Source organism: Actinoplanes subtropicus (assembly GCF_000721705.1).
Lineage (GTDB): Bacteria > Actinomycetota > Actinomycetes > Mycobacteriales > Micromonosporaceae > Actinoplanes > Actinoplanes subtropicus.
In genome coordinates, this window is record NZ_JOJL01000060.1 from 32,717 (window position 1) to 51,440 (window position 18,724).

Here is an 18,724-nt window from a genome sequence, read left to right on the forward strand (position 1 = left end):
CGGCACCCGTCCCGCCCGACCAGCCACGCCCCGTCTCCGCGCCCAGCCAGGTCAGCCCCGACTACCCCCGACCCGTCTCGACACCCACCCCACCCGAGCAACCACGACCCGTCTCCGCGCCCAGCCAGAGTGGCGGCGACTACCCGCGGCCGGTGTCGGCGCCTGCTGATGCCGGGGTGCCTGAGCGGCCGGCGACCTGGGCGGACGCGTTTGCTCCTCGGGTTCGGCGCTCGACTTCGGACGAGGCTTTCGGTCAGGTGTCCGAGCCGGTTACGGCGTCACCCGCTGTGGAGCGGGTGGTGCTGCCGGACGGGCCGGTGGCGGGTTCGGGGATCGAGCCGGTTTTGGAGCCGCCTTCCGAGCCGCCGGCCGGGGAGGAGCCGCACGGGCTCGGCTGGCTGCTGTCGCAGAGCGGGCTGGGGGCTACGTCGCCGGTGCCGATCGAGGCGGTCACCGAGGAGCCGGAGCCTGCGCCCGAGCCGGAGCCCGAGCCCCAGCCGGTTGTCGAGCCCGAGGTGGTGGTCGAGCCCGAGGCAGTGGTCGAGCCCGAGGCAGTGGTCGAGCCCGAGGCAGTGGTCGAGCCCGAGGCAGTGGTCAAGGCCGAGCCGACGGTCGAGCCCGAGCAGGTGGCCGAGGCCGAGCCGACGGTCGAGGCCGAGCAGGAACCTGAGCCGGTGGTCGAGGCCGAGCCGGTGGTCGAAGACTCGGCGCCGGTCAGTGGGGCGCCGCAGAAGCAGAACTGGTTCGTGCCGGTCACCGGGTCTCAGCCGGTCATCAAGCCGGCCGGGGCAGCGGACGGCGAGCCGGCGGAGGACGAGCCGGTCGACGCCGAACCGGTCGAAGCCGAACTGGTCGACGAGCCGGTGGATGCCGAACTGGTCGACGAAACGGTGGACGTCGAACTGGTTGACGAGCCGGTCGCTGCCGACGCCGCGGACGAGCCGGTGGACGTCGAACTCGTTGACGAGCCGATTGACGCGGTGCTTCTCGGGGATGAGCCGGTCGCCGCGCCGGTCAGTTCGGGGGCGTTGGACACCTCGTCGTATCACCGGTCGGACTTTGACGACGAGCCGTTCAGCGCTTCGCCGGTCAGTGCGGCTCCGGTCAGCTCCGCGCCGGTGGAGGCCTTTGACGTGCGGCCGACCAGCGTGTCGCCCTACAGCGCCGCACCGACCAGTGCTGCGCCGGCCGGTCCCAGCTCGAGCGACGTCGCGCCGGTCAGCTCGTCCCCGGCCACCGCCCACCCGGTGAGTGCCACGCCCGTCAGTACCACGCCGATCAGCGCCGCCCCGGTGAGTACCGCGCCGGCCGGGACGGAGACGGCGGCAACTGCGACGGTGGAGGCGGATGCGGTCGAGGCAGAGCTGGTCGACGTCGGACCGGTGGATGCCATGCGGGTCGAGGCCGAGCTGCCGCCGAGCGTCGAGGACCACGTCGAGCCGGCCCACGAGACAGAGCCGGAGACCGAGGCGGAGCCGGACACCGAGGCAGAGCCGGACACCGAGGCAGAGCCGGACACCGAGGCAGAGCCGGAGACGCAGACAGGACCGGAGAGCGAGGCAGGGCCGGAGACCGCGCACGAGCCAGAGGCGGCGACCGAGCCAGGGACCGCGCACGACGCGCCGGAGACCGTGCCGGAGCCGGAGACCGCGCGCCACGAACCGGAGGACGAGCCCGAGGACCGGGACGAATCAGCTGCGGCGATCGAGGAGCCCGCCACCGTCGGGTTGATGGCGGATCGTGGGCGGCCGGAGCCGGACCGCCAGGACTCCGGCGCCGAGCGGGAAGGGCCGTCAGGACGGGACGCAGATCCGGCGAGGACTGTCCCACCCGTACCGCCTGAGGTGCGGAAGGTGATCCACCAGCGTGCGCAAACGGCCGGCGCAGCCGGCAATCGGCGGGCCGATCCGGAGCAGGTGCTCGCGAACTATCCGTGGGCCTTCGACACCGCGACGCTGCGGGAGCGGATCGACGACCCCGACCAGATGTGGGCGGTCATCGATCGGCTCACCGACAAGCTGGAGTACGCCGAGCGCGACACCGTCCGCGCCCGCCTGCTGAGCCTGCGCGCCGTGGCCGAGCGCCTGGTGGAAGACCTGGACGCCGCCCTCGAGGACGCCCGGGCCGCACTCACCCACGCCGAGGCCGTCGGGGAGCTGCGGCAGACCTCGACGGTACGGGCGCGGCTGGCGCACGTGCTGCAGTGGCGGGGCGAGTACGCCGAGGCCGACAAGCTCTACGCCGAGGCCGCCTCCCCGGAGTTGCCGTCGCGGCTGCGCGCCGAGATCCACGAGCTGGCCGGGCGGTCGGCTTTCGATCAGGGGCGCTACCTGGAGGCGATGAACCACTTCGAGACCTCCCTCGACCTGCGCAAGGGCGCCGACCCAGAACTGGTGGAGCGGATCGAGGCGGCGCTCGACACGATCACCCGGCGCACGACGGGCGCCGGCTGGGGGCCGTACCCGCGGACCTCGGACGAGATTCTCGGGCGGACCGAGCCGCCGCGGCCGCTGCGGGACCAGCAGTCCGGTCTGTGGGGATATGTCGGCGCCGTCCCGCCCCGGTACGCGCAGGTACAGCCGTTCGCGGACGGCCTGGCCTGGGTGCGCCGGCCGGAGACGCCGGCCTGGGAGCTGATCGATCTGGCCGGCCAGACGGTGATCGACGCGTCGGCCGGCTATCTGGCCGCCGAGCGGTTCGCCGAAGGGCTGGCCTGGGTGTCCCGGGACGAGGCGGGCGGCTGGTACGCGATCGACCGGTGGAACCGGCTGATCATCCCGGGCGGCTTCGACGACGCGAAGGCGTTCCACCACGGGCTGGCGCTGGTCAAGCGGGGCGGCTGGGGCGTGATCGACCGGCACGGGCGGCTGGTGGTGCAGCCGCGCTTCCGGGGGTTCGTGACGCCGCTGGTGTCCGGCGGGCCGATCGAGGGCTTCACCGACGAGGGGCTGGCCGTGATCGACGCCGGGGAGACCTTCGGCGTGGTGGACCGGACCGGCAAGGTGGTCGTGCCGGCCGAGCACGCGGCCGTGGTGATCCATCCCACCGCGTTCCTGATCGCCGACCAGTACGGGCTGTGGGGCGCGCTGAACCGGACGGGCGAGTCGCTGGTCGAGCGCAAGTACAAGGAGCAGGCGGACGTGCTGGAGCAGATCGATCGGCTGCTGACCGATGGGCGCCCGGTTCTGTAAGTAGAGTTCCCAGCATGGAGTTCCGTCATCTCGGCCGTTCCGGCCTGCTCATCAGCGAGATCGCCTACGGCAACTGGATCACCCACGGTTCCCAGGTCGAGGAGGACGCGGCGGTCGCCTGTGTGCGCGCCGCCCTCGACGAGGGCATCACCACCTTCGACACCGCCGACGTGTACGCCGGCGGGCGCGCCGAGGAGGTGCTGGGCCGCGCGCTGAAGGGCGAGCGTCGCCAGGGTCTGGAGATCCTGACGAAGGTCTACTGGCCGCTCGGGCCGGGCCCGAACGACCGCAGCCTGTCCCGCAAGCACATCATGGAGTCGATCGACGGGTCGCTGCGCCGCCTGCAGACCGACTACGTGGACGTCTACCAGGCCCACCGCTACGACTACTCGACGCCGCTCGAGGAGACCATGCAGGCGTTCGCCGACGTGGTCCGGCAGGGCAAGGCGCTCTACATCGGCGCGTCCGAGTGGACCGCCACCCAGCTGCGGGCCGGCTGGGAGATGGCGCAGGATCTGAAGATCCCGTTCATCTCGAACCAGCCGCAGTATTCGGCGCTGTGGCGGGTCATCGAGGCCGAGGTGGTGCCCACCTCGATCGAGCTGGGCATCGGCCAGGTGGTCTGGTCGCCGATCGCGCAGGGCGTGCTGACCGGCAAGTACTCGGTGGGTCAGCAGCCGCCGGAAGGCTCGCGGGCGACCGACGAGAAGAGCGGGGCGCGGTTCATCTCCCGGCTCATGCACGACGACGTGCTGAGCGCGGTGGCCGAGCTGAAGCCGCTGGCCGAGCAGGCCGGGCTCTCGATGGCGCAGCTGGCCGTGGCCTGGGTCCTGCAGAATGCGAACGTGTCGGCCGCGATCATCGGGGCCTCCCGGCCCGAGCAGGTCCGGGACAACGTCAAGGCCTCGGGCGTACGCCTGGAGGCCGACCTGATGAAGGCGATCGACGCCGCCCTCGACCCGGTCGTCGAGCGCGACCCGGCCAAGACCGAGTCCCCGGCGAAGCGCCCCTGAGGTGACCGCTTCTGGGAGGGGTTTTTACCCCTTCCAGAAGCGCATCAGCTCCAGTCCTACCTGGATCGCGTTCTGGTCGATGTGGAGTCCGCCGGCGATCGTGTACATCCCGTCGACGAACCAGGTCCCGATCTGGGTCTGCCACAAAATCAGGAACAGCAGGATGAAGCCGTACGGGGCGAACAGCCCCCAGGCGCGCTGATAGGCCGGGCTCATCCACGGCGCGAGGATGCTCCCGCCGTCCAGGCCCGGGATCGGCAGGAAGTTGAGCGCGCTCGCGGTGACCTGCAGGAAGCCGAGCGCGGCCAGCGCGCACCAGAACTCGGGGTGGCCGCCGGAGAGGCCCACCTCGCCGGTCGGCGTCAGATACAGGTCGACCTTGCCGAAGCCGGCCAGGAACGGCACCGCCACCACCAGCGCCAGGATCACGTTGGTGAGCGGGCCGGCCGCGCTGATCAGCGAGTCCTTGAGGCGGCCCTGGATGTACCGGTGGTCGATCCAGACGGCGCCGCCGGGCAGGCCGATGCCGCCGAGCACCACGACCACCACCGGCAGCACGATCGACAGCAGCGGGCTGGTGTATTTCAGCGGGTTGAGCCGCAGGTAGCCGCGGTCGGCCACGGTCTTGTCGCCGGCGAAGAAGCCGGCCAGGGCGTGCGCGTACTCGTGCAGGCACAGCGAGACCAGCCAGCCGGTCACGATGAACAGGAAGACGTCGACCTTGACGTTGCCGAAGTGCGACCAGGTCATCACGCCACTGACGGCGAAGACGGCGACGATCCCGACGAAGACCGGGCTCGGGACGAACGCGTTACGCGGGGTCCGCGTGTAAACCGGCTCGTACGTCACCCTGTCACTCCGCCGGCAGCAGGCTCATCCGGTAGTCGACCCGGTCGTCCTCGATCAGGACCACCTGGGCGACCCCGGCGTCGGCGAGTTCCCGCCACTCCTGGCCGATCCACGACTCGGCGTCCGACTGGCTGCTGAACGTCTCGACCGGACCGGAGACCGGCTCGCCGTCGCCGTTCTCGTACCGCCAACTCCACGGCATCCGCCGCTCCCCCTCACGTCTGGGCTCGTGCGCCTCCACCCTACGGCGTCCGCCTGAGCACCCCGGCCTTAAGGTACGGGGCATGTCCGATGATCGGTGGAACACCGCCCTGGTGCTCGGCGGCATCCGCTCCGGCAAGTCAGCGTTCGCCGAGGCCCTGGTCGCGGACGCGCCCTCGGTGCGCTACGTGGCCACGGCGGTGGGCGGCCAGGACGACCCGGAGTGGCTCGCCCGGATCGAGGCGCATCAGCGGCGCCGCCCGCAGTCCTGGTCGACCGAGGAGACCGGCGCCGACCCGGCCCGGCTGACCGCCCTGCTGGCCGAGGCGAAACCCGACGACACGCTGCTGGTCGACGACCTCGGCGGCTGGGTGACGGCGCTGCTCGACCCGGCCCGCCAGCCCAACGACGACGAGGCGGACGTGGCGGCCCTGGCCCACGCCGTGCGCGGCTGCCCGGCCCGGGTGGTACTGGTCAGTCCCGAGGTCGGGCTGACCCTGGTGCCGGCCACGCCGGTCGGGCGGGCGTTCGCCGACGCGCTCGGCACGACCAATCAGGCGCTCGCCGGGGCGTGCGACCGGGTCGCGCTGGTGGTCGCCGGCCAGCATGTCTGGCTGAAAAGCGAAGAGTCGTATTTGTCCGAAGAGGCGACCGCGGCCGGGGGCGGCGGCGCGCCGGTCCTCAGCATCACCGAGGATCTCGAGGACATCGAGGTGCCGTACGAGCCGCAGCTGGTCGCGCCGGCCCCGGCCGAGGCCCCGGCGCCGGCGACCGCTGCGGCGACCGTGCTCGACGAGCCCACCCAGCTGCTCCCGGTGATCGGCGGCGGCGCCTTCGAGAGCGGCCTCGACCTGCCGCTCCCGGACGGCGACGCCGGCCCGGACGCGCGCGACCGGCTGGTCGAGGTCGACTTCGCCGGGGCCGGCCTCGGCGACCTGGTCGAGGCGGTCGAGTTCGCGGCGGCCACCCAGGGCACCACCATCCCGCGGCCGTGGGAGTCGGTACGGGTGCTGCTGATCTCCGGCACCCACGAGGGCGGCGCCGCCGCCGGCGACGACCCGGAGGACGTCGAGCGCCGGGTCGCCCAGGTCGAGCACGGCGAGGGCGTGCTGAGCCGGCTGGCCGGCCAGGCTGGCGCCGACGTCGCGGTGCTGCGGGTGGCCCTGGCCGGCGCGATGGAGGACGGCCCGGTGATCGGCGACGGGGCGCTGGACGTCTCGCTGCGGCAGGGCTGGCGGCTCGCCGAGGCGGCCGCCGACGCCGGGCGCGACCTGCTGGTGCTCGCCTCGATCGGGGTCGGCACCGACGCGGTGGCCGCGGCGATCTCGGCCGCGATCACCGGCACCGAGGGGGTCGAGGTGCTGCCCCGGGTGCTGCAGCCGGGCGGTCGCTTCGACGACGAGTCGTGGATGGTCCGCTGCGCGGCGATCCGCGACGCGCTGCACCGGATCCGGCAGGAGCCGCGCGGCGCCAAGGACATCCTGCGCCAGCTGGGCGGCGCCGACCTGGCGGTGGCGGTGGGCGCGCTGCTCGGCGCGGCCTCCCGGCGGCTGCCGGTGCTGCTGGACGGCCCGGTCGGCGTCGCCGCCGCGCTGGTCGCCCGCGACCTGGGCAGCCAGGCCCGGCACTGGTGCATGCTGCCGGACGCGGGGAACCTGGCGCTGGTCGCCAAGGGCGCCGACGTGCTCGGCCTGACCCCGGTGCTGGATCTCGGCCTGGGCCTGGGCGAGGGCGCGAACGCGCTGGCCACGCTGCCGCTGCTGCGCGCCGCGATCGGCCTGGCCGCGGCGGCGCCGGTGCACCCGGCGCTGCTCACCGAGCCGGGCGACCAGGGCCTGGCCGACCTGATCGTGCCGAACGACGAGGACGTCGACTTCGCCGAGCCCGAGCCGGACGGCCCCGGTCCCGCCACCACCGCCGAGCCTTCGGACCCGGCCACGACCGCCGAGCCTTCGGACCCGGCCACCACCGCCGAGCCTTCGGACCCGGCCACCACCGCCGAGCCTTCGGACCCGGCCACGACCGCCGAGCCTTCGGACCCGGCCACCACCGCCGAGCTCGCGGAGTCCGATCCTTCGGGCCCGGCTCAGGAGTGAGCGACGCCGCGGCCGGTGCCCGGCTGGCCGTGACGACGCTGACCGTGCTGCCGGTCCGCGGCGGCCGGGTGGATCGGGCGGCCGCGGCGTGGGCGATGGGCCTGGCGCCCGCGGTCGGCGCGCTGCTCGGCGCGCTCCTGGCCGGCCCGCTCTGGCTGCTCCGCGAGGCGGGCGCGCCCGGGCTGGTCGCGGCGGCGGTGACGGTCGCGGGCGGAGCGCTGCTCACCCGCGGCATGCACCTCGATGGACTGGCCGACACCTTCGACGCGCTGGGTTCCTACCGCCGAGGCGACGCAGCCCTAGAAGTCATGAAAAAATCAGACATAGGCCCGTTCGGGGTGGCGGCGATCGCGCTCGCTCTCCTGATCCAGACCGCGGCGATCTCCGGGGTATCCGAATCGAAGATCGTCGCAGCCTGGGCGGCCGGTCGCCTCGCGATCACGCTGGCCTGTTCCCGGGGCGTGCCCGCGGCCCGGCCCGAGGGTCTGGGCGCGCTGGTCGCCGGGACGGTTCCCCGCCCGGCCGCGGCGCTGGTCGCGGCCGTCGTCGTGGTCGCCGCGGCCGCCGCGACCCCGGGCCGTCCGTGGCAGGGCCCGGCCGCCGTCGTCGCGTCGCTGGCCGTCGTGCTTGCGCTGCTGCGCCATTGCGTACGCCGTTTCGGCGGGATAACCGGCGACGTCCTCGGCGCGGTGGTGGAGGCCGGCACCACCGTGGCGCTGGCCGGCCTGTCCCTGGGCTGAGGCCGTCAGCGCACCGAGGGCTGCACGAACGGCGGCTTGACCACCTTGGCCTCGATCCGCCGGCCCCGGATGTCGATCTGCACCAGGTCGCCGTCGGCCACCCCGGCCGCGGTGTCGATCAGGGCCAGCGCGATGCCGGCCTTCTTCGTCGGCGAGAAGGTGCCGCTGGTGGTCTCGCCGATCGCCTGGTCCCCGGCGTACACCCGCATGTGACCGCGAGGGATCCCGCGGCCCGTCAGCTCCAGTCCGCGCAGAACGCGACGCGGACCCTGGGTCTTCTCCGCGAGCAGCGCGTCGCGGCCCCAGAACGCGGGCTTGGACCAGCCGACCGCCCAGCCGGAGCGGGCCTGCACCGGCGAGATGTCGAGCGAGAGGTCCTGGCCGTGCAGCGGGTAGCCCATCTCGGTGCGCAGCGTGTCCCGGGCGCCCAGCCCGCACGGCTGCACGCCGGCGCCGATGATCGCGTCCCACACCGCGGCCGCGTCGTCCCACGGGATGACCAGTTCGTAGCCGTGCTCGCCGGTGTAGCCCGTACGGCAGACGATGAGTTCGGCATCGCCCAGCTTGGCGTTCGCGAACGACATGTAGTCGTGGTCGGTGGGCAGGCCCAGCTTGCCGAGCACCTCGGCCGAGGCCGGGCCCTGCACGGCGAGCACGGCGAACTCCCGGTGCTCGTTCTCGACCGTCACCCCGGCCGGCGCGGCGGCCTGCAGGCGGCGGACCACCTCGGCGGTGTTGGCCGCGTTCGGGATCAGGAAGACGTGGTCGTCGGCGAACAGGTACGCGATCAGGTCGTCGACCACGCCGCCGGTCTCGTCGCAGCACAGCGTGTACTGCGCCTTGCCGGGCTCGATGCGCGTGAGGTCGTTGGTGAGGCAGGAGTTCACGAACGCGGCCGCGCCTTCCCCCCGGACCCGGGCCTTGCCCAGGTGCGAGACGTCGAAGACGCCGGCCGCCTCGCGTACGGCGGCGTGCTCGCGCAACACCCCGCCGCCGGCGTACTCCAGCGGCATCTCCCAGCCGCCGAAGGCGGCGAGCTTGGCGCCGAGCGCGACATGGCGATCGTGCAGCGGAGAGCGGAAAAGGTCATGGGCGGCGTCGGCAGACATGACAGTGAACTTACCCGTGACCTTGCAAGTCGTTATTGTCGCGGGGACACCCTTCCCCGTCGCCATCGCGCCGGGACCACCAGACCAGCCGGCGCGCCCAAGAAGCCGCCGGCCCCGAATCGCCCGCGGAGTGCCCGAGTGAGCCAGCCCAGCCTCAGCCTGGTCGACACCGACCCGGCCGAATTGGCCGTCGATGCGATCGTCATCGGCCTGCACAGCCAGCCCGACGACGGGGGTGCCCTGCTGCCGGCGGCCGGCGCGGAGAGCATCGCCGCCGCGTTCGACGGCAAGCTCACCTCGACGCTCGCGCTGCTCGGCGCGAGCGGCGCGCCCGGCGAGGTGACCAAGCTGGCCACCCTCGGCACCGTCGCCGCGCCGCTGATCGTCGCGGTCGGGCTGGGCGACGAGCCGTCCGGCTCCGCCCCCGAGCGGGAGAAGCTGCGCCGCGGCGCCGGCGCGGCGGTGCGCGCGCTGGCCGGCAGCGCCACCGTCGCGCTGGCCCTGCCGGTGCCGGACGACGAGGACGCGCCCGGCGTGCTGCGGGCGATCCTGGAGGGGGCGCTGCTCGGCGGCTACCGGTTCGCCGGCTACAAGACCAAGCCGCAGCCGCGACGCCTCCCGGTGGCCGCGCTGCAGGTGCACGTGCCGGACGCGGCCGACCCGGCGGCCGGCGCCGAGGTGATCCGGGCCGAGATCGTCGCCCGGTCGGTGCGGCTCGCCCGGGACTGGGTCAACATGGCGCCCAACGAGCTGCGGCCGCCGCAGTTCGCCGACGCGGTGGTGGCCGCGGTCCAGGGCACCGGGCTCGAGGTCGAGGTGCTCGGCCTGGAGGAGCTGAAGGCGGCCGGGTACGGCGGGATCGTGGCGGTGGGCCAGGGCTCGGAGGCGCCGCCCCGGCTGGTCAAGCTGACGTACGTGCCCGAGGGCGTCGAGTCGCCGAAGAAGATCGCGCTGGTCGGCAAGGGCATCACCTTCGACACCGGCGGCATCAGCATCAAGCCGACGGCCGGCATGTGGGAGATGAAGTCGGACATGGCCGGGGCGGCGGCGATCGGCGGGGCGATGCTGGCGATCGCGGCGCTCAAGCCGCCGGTCGCGGTCAGCGGGTACCTGGCGATGGCGGAGAACATGCCGTCCGGCTCGGCGTACCGGCCGGGCGACGTGATCACGATGTTCGACGGCAAGCGGGTCGAGGTGTTCAACACCGACGCCGAGGGGCGCATGGTGCTCGGCGACGCGATCGCCCGGGCCTGCGCGGACGGCGCCTCGTACGTGCTGGAGGCGTCGACGCTGACCGGCGGCCAGGTGATCGCACTGGGCAAGCGGATCGCGGGTCTGATGGGCTCCGAGGAGGCGGTCGAGCTGATCCGGGCGGCCGGCGACAAGGTCGGCGAGCCGGCGTGGCCGATGCCGCTGCCCGAGGAGGTCCGCAAGGGCATGGAGTCCGACATAGCGGACATCTGCCAGACCAACAACGCGATGGACCGCGCCGGGCACATGCTCCAGGGCGGCGTATTCCTACGCGAGTTCGTGGCCGACGGCGTCGAGTGGGCGCACATCGACATTGCCGGGCCGGGCTACCACGCGGGGGAGGCCGCCGGCTACTGGACCAAGGGTGGCACCGGCGTGCCGGTACGCACGCTGCTGCAGGCGATCGACGACTTGAGGTAAAGCGGCTCGGCCGCAGCCCGCCTCCCAGGCCTCCCGGGGTGCCCCGATGCGAGAACGGCCCGCGATCGCCCCGCTTCCCAGGGGCGATCGCCCGCGGCGCCGGAGGCGACGCCAGCTAGCTCTGCCGTTTTTGTCTTGCGTTGTAGTCGCGCATGCGTTGGGGGTAGCCGAGCAGCCGTACGTCGTAGATGGGGACCGACAGGCTGCTCGCCCAGCGGCGGGCGATCTCCGGGGACTCGATGCGGCGACGGGTCCACTCGCCGTCGTGTGCCACGAGCAACACCGTGGTCTCGGTCACCGTCGTGCGCGGCTCGATGAATGCCTCGACGCCGCGGCGGGTGCGGACGAACTCCGCAAGGTACTCGAGATCGGCACGGTCGACCGGCCGACCCGCCACCCGCTGGGGCGCGGTGCGCCGCCGAAACCAGGCCACTGCCCGCTCCTTACGCTCAATTCCCGCAAGGGTACGACGGGCAGGCACGCCGGTGGGCACCTGACTGCATCGATGGCTTCGATAAGTGACAAGATGGCGTGGACATACTGTGACCGTTTCCTTTGTGTGACCCACACGGCGACGGATGTGACCACTGGAGTCAACGTGAGCCAGCCGAACGGCGGAACCTTCGACATCGTCATCCTCGGCGCCGGCAGCGGCGGCTACGCGGCCGCCCTGCGCGCCGCCGAGCTCGACCTCTCCGTAGCGCTGATCGACAAGGCCGAGCTGGGCGGCACGTGCCTGCACCGCGGCTGCATCCCGACCAAGGCGCTCCTGCATGCCGCCGAGGTGGCCGAGCAGACGCGGGAGGCCGAGCAGTTCGGCATCAAGGCCGAGCTGTTGTCGATCGACATGGCCGGGGTGAACGCGTACAAGGACGGTGTCGTCTCCCGTCTGTACAAGGGCCTCACCGGCCTGCTCACGCACAACAAGAACATCACCGTGGTGGCCGGCGAGGGCAAGCTCGTCAGCCGGGACACGGTCGAGGTGGCCGGCCGGCGCTACACCGGCCGCAACGTCATCCTGGCCAGCGGCTCCTACTCGCGCTCACTGCCCGGCCTCGAGGTCGACGGCAAGCGGGTCATCACCAGCGAGCACGCGCTCCGGCTCGACCGGGTGCCCTCGTCGGCGATCGTGCTCGGCGGCGGCGTGATCGGCGTCGAGTTCGCCAGCGTCTGGAAGTCGTTCGGCGCCGAGGTGACCATCCTGGAGGCGCTGCCCCGCCTGGTCGCCGCCGAGGACGAGGAGATCTCGAAGCAGCTCGAGCGCTCCTTCCGCAAGCGCAAGATCAACTTCAAGGTCGGCAAGCCGTTCGAGAAGGTCGAGTACACCGACAACGGCGTGCGCGCGACCATCCAGGGCGGCGAGACGGTCGAGGCCGAGGTGCTGCTGGTGGCGGTCGGTCGCGGCCCGACGACCCAGGGCCTCGGCTACGAGCAGCAGGGCGTCACGCTCGACCGCGGCTTCGTGATCACCAACGAGCGGCTGCACACCGGCGTCGGCAACATCTACGCGGTCGGCGACATCGTCCCCGGCCTCCAGCTCGCGCACCGCGGCTTCGCCCAGGGCATCTTCGTGGCGGAGGAGATCGCGGGCCGGCGCCCGGCGGTCATCGACGAGGCCGGCATCCCCCGGGTCACCTACTGCGACCCGGAGATCGCCTCGATGGGCCTGACCGAGGCCAAGGCCAAGGAGAAGTACGGCGCCGACAAGGTCTCGACGTACAACTACAACCTCGGCGGCAACGGCAAGAGCCAGATCCTCAAGACCACCGGCTTCGTGAAGCTGGTCCGTCTGAACGACGGCCCGGTGCTCGGCGTGCACATGATCGGCGCGCGGATGAGCGAGCAGGTCGGCGAGGCTCAGCTGATCTACAACTGGGAGGCCTTCCCGGAGGAGGTCGCTCAGCTCGTGCACGCCCACCCGACGCAGAACGAGGCGCTGGGCGAGGCGTTCCTCGCGCTCGCCGGCAAGCCCCTGCACGCACACAGCTGACCTATTTCGTTGACGAAGACGAAGCGGACAAGGAGTTCGGAGAATGCCGGTATCGGTCACCATGCCGCGGCTGGGTGAGAGCGTCACCGAGGGCACCGTCACGCGCTGGCTGAAGCAGGAGGGCGAGCGGGTCGAGGCCGATGAGCCGCTGCTCGAGGTCTCCACCGACAAGGTCGACACGGAGATCCCGTCGCCGGCCGCGGGCGTGCTCACCCGCATCGTCGTCGGGGAGGACGAGACGGCCGACGTCGGCAGCGAGCTGGCGGTCATCTCGGGCGACGGCGAAGAGCCGGCCGACGCGGCGCCGGCCCCGGCCGCCGCCTCGCAGGCCCCCGCCCCGCAGGCCGCCGCCCCGCAGGCCCCGGCTCCGCAGGCCGAGGCCGAGCCGGAGCCGCCGGCGCCCACCACTCCTTCGACGGAGAAGCCGGTCGAGGCCGAGGCCCCCGCGCCGCAGCCGTCCGCGGCCACGCCGTCCGCCGGCGGCGAGGGCACCGACGTGAAGATGCCCGCGCTCGGCGAGAGCGTCACCGAGGGCACCGTCACCCGCTGGCTCAAGCAGGTCGGCGAGACGGTCGACGCGGACGAGCCGCTGCTCGAGGTCTCCACCGACAAGGTCGACACCGAGATCCCGTCGCCGGTGGCCGGCACCGTCCTCGAGATCAAGGTGCAGGAGGACGAGACCGCCGACGTCGGCGCGGTGCTCGCGGTGATCGGCACCCCGGGCGCCGCCCCGGCTCCGGCTCCCGCGCCGCAGCAGGCCCCGGCGCCGCAGCAGGCACCTGCCCCGCAGCAGGCCCCGGCCCCCAAGCAGGAAGAAGCGCCGAAGATCGAGTCCGCTCCGGCGCCTTCCTTCGGGCCCGGCGACTCGTATGCCGAGCCCGCGGCCGAGGCGGAGGTCGCCAAGGACCCGTCGGCCGCCGAGCGCGGCGCCGAGCCCCCGGCCGCGGTCGCCACCCCGACCCGCGAGGCGGTCAAGGGCAACGGCGCCGGCGACGCCGGTTACCTGACCCCGCTGGTCCGCAAGCTGGCCGCCGAGAAGGGCGTGGACCTGTCCTCCCTGACCGGCACCGGCGTCGGCGGCCGCATCCGCAAGCAGGACGTGCTCGACGCGGCCGAGGCCGCGGAGAAGGCCAAGGCCGCCCCGGCCCCGGTGGCGCAGCCCGCCCCGGCCGCCGCCGCACCGGCCGCGGCGCAGGCCGCCAAGCCGGCGCCGAGCCCGCTGCGCGGCCGCACCGAGAAGCTGACCCGCATGCGCCAGACCATCGCCCGGCGCATGGTCGAGTCGCTGCAGGTCTCGGCGCAGCTCACCACGGTGGTCGAGGTGGACGTCACCAAGATCGCCCAGCTGCGGAACCGGGCCAAGGCCGACTTCCAGGCCAAGCACGGCGTGAAGCTGACCTTCATGCCGTTCTTCGCCCTGGCCGCGGTCGAGGCGCTGCAGCAGCACCCGACGGTCAACTCGTCGATCGACCTCGAGGCCAACACGGTCACCTACCACGACGGCGAGCACCTGGGCATCGCGGTCGACACGCCGCGCGGCCTGATCGTCCCGGTGATCCGGGACGCCGGCGACCTCAACCTGGCCGGCCTGGCCAAGCGGATCGCCGACGTGGCCGACCGCACCCGGAACAACAAGATCGGCCCGGACGAGCTGTCCGGCGGCACGTTCACGCTGACCAACACCGGCAGCCGGGGCGCGCTCTTCGACACGCCGATCATCAACCAGCCGCAGGTCGGCATCCTCGGCACCGGCGCGGTCGTCAAGCGGGCCGTCATCATCGACGACCCGACGCTCGGCGAGCTCATCGTGCCGCGCTCGATGATCTACCTGGCGCTCAGCTACGACCACCGGATCGTGGACGGTGCCGACGCGGCCCGCTTCCTGGTGACGCTGAAGGACCGCCTCGAGGGCGGCCAGTTCGAGGCCGAGCTCGGCCTGTAGGGCAGACAAGGCCGAAGGGCGTGCCGGAGTGATCCGGCACGCCCGCGATCGCCCCGCTGATGAGGAGGCAGTCGATTTCCGTCGCCGCGGGGTTTGCGGTGCCGGAAGTCGACTGCCTCCTCATCAGCCCCGAAGGGGCGATCGCCCGCGGAGCGAAGCGGAGCCAGCCAACTCAGTTTTGAACGGGTTCATATCCGGGCATCATGGGTGGCATGCGGATCCTGATGGCCGGTGCTTCCGGTTTCCTTGGCACGCGGCTGGGCGACCGGCTCGGCGAGGCCGGGCACGAGATCACCCGGCTGGTCCGGCGGCCGGCCCGGCACGCCGGCGAGTCGACCTGGCAGCCGTCCCAGGGTCAGATCGACCCGGCCGCGGTGGCCGGCGCCGACGTGGTGATCAACCTGGCCGGCGCGAACATCGGGACGCACCGCTGGACCAAGCACTACCGCGGTGTGCTGCGCTCGAGCCGGGTCGACACCACCGCCACCCTGGCCGAGGCGATCCGGCAACTGCCCGCCGCCGACCGGCCGGGCACGATGGTGCAGGCCTCCGGGATCAGCGCGTACGGCGACACCGGCGACCGGCCGACCACCGAGGAGGGACCGGCCGGGCACACCTTCCTGGCCGACCTGTGCCGGGTCTGGGAGGCCGCGGCCCGGCCCGCCGAGGACGCCGGCACCCGGGTGCTGCTGCTGCGGACCGCCCCGCTGGTCGACGCGCGCGGGGGCATGCTCAAGCCGCTGCTGATCCCGTTCCGGCTGGGCCTGGGCGCCAAGCTCGGTGGCGGCCGGCAGTGGATGGCCTGGATGGCGCTGGCCGACTGGCTCGGCGCGGTCGAGTTCCTGCTGGACCGCGAGGACGTGGCCGGCCCGGTGAACATGACCGGCGCCGTGCCCTGCACCAACGCCGAGTTCACCAGGGCGCTGGCCCGGGCGCTGCATCGGCCGGCGGTGCTGGCCGTGCCGGGCTTCGCGCTCGACCTGGCGCTGGGCGGGCTCGCCGAGGAGTTGCAGGTGAGCGTGCGGGCGATTCCCGCCGTACTAGAAAAAGCGGGTTTTCATTGGTCTTATCCGGACATTGACTCCTCGGTTCGTGTCGCCGTCGATGCTTCCCGGTAAACGAGACAGGTTCGCTTGCTAACCTGCGCGTGATGTCCGTCGCAGCGCCCACCACCGATGCCGCCGAGGACCGTCCGGCCCCGCCCGACACCGTTTCGGTGGTCCGGCGCCTGCGGTCCCACCTGCTCGTGGCCGTGATCGCCCTCGGCCTCGCCGTCTACGTCACCGAGGGGCTCTGGCGGCAGCCGTATGCTCACGTCATCGCCGGCAACGTCGGTGACCAGGCGTTCTTCGAGTGGGTGCTGGCGTACGGCGTGCATCTGCTCCGCGACGGCGGCGACCCGTTCTACGCGACCGTGATGAACGCGCCGAACGGCGTGAACCTCGCGGCCAACACGTCGGTCACCGCGTACGCGATCCTGTTCGCCCCCTTGACGATCTGGGCCGGCCCGCAGGTCACCTTCGCGACGGTGCTGACGCTGAACCTGGCCGGCTCGGCCTTCGCCTGGTACCTGTTCCTGGCCCGCTGGGTGACCCGCAACCGGCTCTCGGCCGCGGTCGCCGGGCTGTTCTGCGGCTTCGCGCCCGGCTTCGTCTCGCACGCCAACGCCCACCTCAACTGGACCGCCGGCTGGATCGCGCCGGTCGTGCTGTGGTGGCTGTTCAAGCTGCGCGAGCCGGGGCGGTGGCTGCGCAACGGCGCGGTGCTCGGCGCGTTCCTCGGCGTCGCCTTCACCATCGCGGCCGAGGGGCTGTTCTTCACCGCGCTGGCCGGCGGGGTGTTCGTCGTCGCCTGGTCGCTGTCGCGGGCCACCCAGGCCGAGGCGCGCGTGGCGCTGCCGACCATGCTCAAGGGGCTCGGGGTGACCGCGGTGGTGGCCGGCGCGCTGCTGGCCTACCCGCTGCACATGCACTTCGCCGGGCCGGAGACCTTCTCCGGGACGGGCTTCAACCAGCGGCACTACGCCGAGGACATCGCGGCGTATTTCTCCTTCTCCGACCGTACGCTGGCGGCCGGGGTCGGGCTGGGCGCCAACTACGCGGCCAATCCGACCGAGCAGACCTCGTTCTTCGGGCTGCCGCTGATGGTGCTGGTCGTCGCGGCGTTCGTGCTGCTCTGGCGCCGGGCCGACGCGCGGCGCCGGGCGACGCTGCGGGCCCTGGCGATCACCGGCGGCGTGTTCATGGTGATCTCGTTCGGGCCACGGTTGCACATCTTCGGCTACCAGAGCGACATTCCCCTGCCGTACGCGTTGCTCCAGCGCCTGCCGCTCTTCGACTCCGCGCTGCCGCTCCGGTTCGCGCTGGTGCTGGTCGGCGTGATCGGTGTGATCCTCGCGTCGAGCGCCGACCTGCTGCTCGACCGGGACGAGATGCCGCACCCGGCACACACCCCGTTCGCCGCGGCGTTCGCCGTCGCGCTGATCCCGCTCTTCCCGCTGCCGCTGCTGTGGACCGAGCGGGCGCCCGAGCCGAAGTTCATCGCCGACGGCACCTGGCAGCGGTACGTGCCCGAGGGCGGGACGATGAGCGCGCTGCCGTTCGCGATCAACGTCGCCGCCGACGGGCAGCGGTGGCAGGCGTACACGATGGCCCGCGGGGGACGGCAGTTCCGGATCCCGGACGGGTACTTCCTCGGTCCCGAGATCGACGGCGCCGACAAGCAGGGCCGGATCGGCGCGCCGCCGCGCCGCACCGACTGGCTGTTCCTGCGGGCCGCGCTGTACGGCTACGTCCCGGAGGTCGACAACTGGGACCGCGCGCAGGCCCGGGCCGACTTCGAGTACTGGGGCGTCGACGCGCTCTTCCTGCCCGAGGAGATCACCGGGCCGAACGGGATGCTGTTCCGCTCGGCGGTGGAGAAGAGCGCGACCGATCTGCTGGGCGAGCCCGAGCACGTCGACGACGTGCTGGTGTGGCGAATACGTCCCGGCGTGGATCCGATCGACAGGTAGCACCGGGTTATGTTGGGGGCGTGACACCCTCCACGCTCACCGTGCTGCGTCCCGGTCTGGTCGACTACCGTACGGCCTGGGACGAGCAGCGCCGCCTGCATGACGCCGTGGTGGCGGGCGACCAGCCCGACACCATCCTGCTGCTGGAACACCCCAGCGTCTTCACCGCCGGCAAGCGCACCGAGCCCGCCGACCGCCCGTCCGACGGCACCCCGGTGGTCGAGGTCGACCGCGGCGGCAAGATCACTTGGCACGGCCCGGGGCAGCTGGTCGGCTACCCGATCCTCCGCCTGCCCGACCCGGTCGACGTGGTCGCCTACGTGCGCCGCACCGAGCAGTTGCTGATCGACGTGTGTGCCGAGTTCGGCGTCGCCACCGAGCGGGTCGAGGGCCGCAGCGGCGCCTGGGTGCGCGCCGACGGCCGCGGGCCCGACCGCAAGATCGCCGCGATCGGCATCCGGGTCGCGCGCGGGGTCACCCAGCACGGGTTCGCGCTCAACTGCGACTGCGACCTGTCGGCGTACGACCGCTTCGTGCCCTGCGGGATCCGCGACGCCGGGGTGACGTCGCTCAGCGCCGAGCTCGGCCGGCCGGTCCCGGTCGCCGAGGTGCTGCCGGTCCTCGAGCGGCACCTGCCGACGCTGTTCTGATGCCTCTCTACCGGGATCCGAGCGACCCGCGGGTCTTCGTGCCCAAGAAGGGCGGCGGGGTCACGCTGAACTTCGGCCACCCCGTCGCCTGGGTCATCCTGGTCGGCACCACGATCATCCCGCTGGCGATCGTCGCGGCGGTCGTCCTCGCGACCATCACCTAACGGGGCTTCGCCCCAGCCCGACGAGGCATGTTGGTGGTTGAGGCGGTCGCTCGTTTGAGGGACTCCGGTCGGCGGGATCTAGACCCGTGTCCGGC

General features: G+C 72.7%; 15 protein-coding genes. 11 read left to right on the top strand and 4 right to left on the bottom strand.

The features are described 5' to 3' along the window. The first annotated feature begins 257 nt into the window (after positions 1-257). Together IH26_RS60805 and IH26_RS0149515 are read left to right on the top strand one after the other, a co-directional pair. Entirely contained in the window at positions 258-3,191 is a 2,934-nt protein-coding gene (locus IH26_RS60805) for a WG repeat-containing protein (protein ID WP_157437821.1), read from the top strand. Positions 3,192-3,205: 14 nt separating this feature from the next. Continuing rightward, positions 3,206-4,204 carry an aldo/keto reductase family protein gene (locus IH26_RS0149515; RefSeq protein WP_030443294.1) on the top strand — a complete coding sequence of 333 codons (999 nt, stop codon included), beginning with the start codon at positions 3,206-3,208 and terminating at the stop codon, positions 4,202-4,204. A gap of 24 nt (positions 4,205-4,228) precedes the next feature. Here IH26_RS0149515 and IH26_RS0149520 read toward each other — a convergent pair whose 3' ends face one another. Further along, positions 4,229-5,053: a site-2 protease family protein gene (locus IH26_RS0149520; protein ID WP_030443295.1), complete on the bottom strand. Its 825-nt coding sequence runs from the start codon at positions 5,051-5,053 to the stop codon at positions 4,229-4,231. Positions 5,054-5,057: 4 nt separating this feature from the next. Further along, positions 5,058-5,255 (bottom strand): hypothetical protein, encoded by a 198-nt coding sequence (locus tag IH26_RS0149525; RefSeq protein WP_030443296.1) that lies wholly within the window; start codon positions 5,253-5,255, stop codon positions 5,058-5,060. A gap of 82 nt (positions 5,256-5,337) precedes the next feature. Between IH26_RS0149525 and IH26_RS0149530 the strand changes: the two genes are divergently transcribed. Together IH26_RS0149530 and IH26_RS0149535 are read left to right on the top strand one after the other, a co-directional pair. Beyond that, positions 5,338-7,350, top strand: coding sequence for a bifunctional adenosylcobinamide kinase/adenosylcobinamide-phosphate guanylyltransferase (locus IH26_RS0149530; protein ID WP_030443297.1), 2,013 nt, complete (start codon positions 5,338-5,340; stop codon positions 7,348-7,350). Next, entirely contained in the window at positions 7,347-8,090 is a 744-nt protein-coding gene (locus tag IH26_RS0149535; protein WP_030443298.1) for an adenosylcobinamide-GDP ribazoletransferase, read from the top strand. Before IH26_RS0149530 ends, IH26_RS0149535 begins: the two co-directional genes overlap by 4 nt. A gap of 5 nt (positions 8,091-8,095) precedes the next feature. Here the strand turns inward: IH26_RS0149535 and gcvT are convergent, their stop codons facing one another. Beyond that, positions 8,096-9,199, bottom strand: coding sequence for a glycine cleavage system aminomethyltransferase GcvT (gcvT, locus tag IH26_RS0149540; protein ID WP_030443299.1), 1,104 nt, complete (start codon positions 9,197-9,199; stop codon positions 8,096-8,098). Positions 9,200-9,337: 138 nt separating this feature from the next. On the opposite strand from gcvT, the gene IH26_RS0149545 reads away from it, so the two are divergent. Beyond that, on the top strand, positions 9,338-10,870 hold the full coding sequence (locus tag IH26_RS0149545) for a leucyl aminopeptidase (protein WP_030443300.1): 1,533 nt from the start codon (positions 9,338-9,340) through the stop codon (positions 10,868-10,870). A gap of 115 nt (positions 10,871-10,985) precedes the next feature. Here the strand turns inward: IH26_RS0149545 and IH26_RS0149550 are convergent, their stop codons facing one another. Further along, positions 10,986-11,303, bottom strand: coding sequence for a hypothetical protein (locus IH26_RS0149550; protein WP_030443301.1), 318 nt, complete (start codon positions 11,301-11,303; stop codon positions 10,986-10,988). A gap of 165 nt (positions 11,304-11,468) precedes the next feature. Between IH26_RS0149550 and lpdA the strand changes: the two genes are divergently transcribed. From lpdA to IH26_RS0149580, 6 genes are all read left to right on the top strand, one after another. Then, on the top strand, positions 11,469-12,860 hold the full coding sequence (gene lpdA, locus IH26_RS0149555; RefSeq protein WP_034217911.1) for a dihydrolipoyl dehydrogenase: 1,392 nt from the start codon (positions 11,469-11,471) through the stop codon (positions 12,858-12,860). Between the two features lie 43 nt (positions 12,861-12,903). After that, positions 12,904-14,802, top strand: coding sequence for a 2-oxoglutarate dehydrogenase, E2 component, dihydrolipoamide succinyltransferase (gene sucB, locus IH26_RS0149560; protein ID WP_030443303.1), 1,899 nt, complete (start codon positions 12,904-12,906; stop codon positions 14,800-14,802). Positions 14,803-15,014: 212 nt separating this feature from the next. After that, positions 15,015-15,920, top strand: coding sequence for a TIGR01777 family oxidoreductase (locus IH26_RS0149565; RefSeq protein WP_030443304.1), 906 nt, complete (start codon positions 15,015-15,017; stop codon positions 15,918-15,920). 32 nt (positions 15,921-15,952) lie between these two features. Next, on the top strand, positions 15,953-17,815 hold the full coding sequence (locus IH26_RS0149570) for a DUF6311 domain-containing protein (RefSeq protein ID WP_030443305.1): 1,863 nt from the start codon (positions 15,953-15,955) through the stop codon (positions 17,813-17,815). Positions 17,816-17,835: 20 nt separating this feature from the next. Next, positions 17,836-18,465 carry a lipoyl(octanoyl) transferase LipB gene (gene lipB / locus IH26_RS0149575; protein ID WP_030443306.1) on the top strand — a complete coding sequence of 210 codons (630 nt, stop codon included), beginning with the start codon at positions 17,836-17,838 and terminating at the stop codon, positions 18,463-18,465. Next, the gene (locus tag IH26_RS0149580) at positions 18,465-18,629 is read left to right on the top strand and encodes a DUF5808 domain-containing protein (protein WP_030443307.1); all 165 of its coding nucleotides are present in this window, start codon (positions 18,465-18,467) and stop codon (positions 18,627-18,629) included. Before lipB ends, IH26_RS0149580 begins: the two co-directional genes overlap by 1 nt. Positions 18,630-18,724 lie beyond the last annotated feature (95 nt).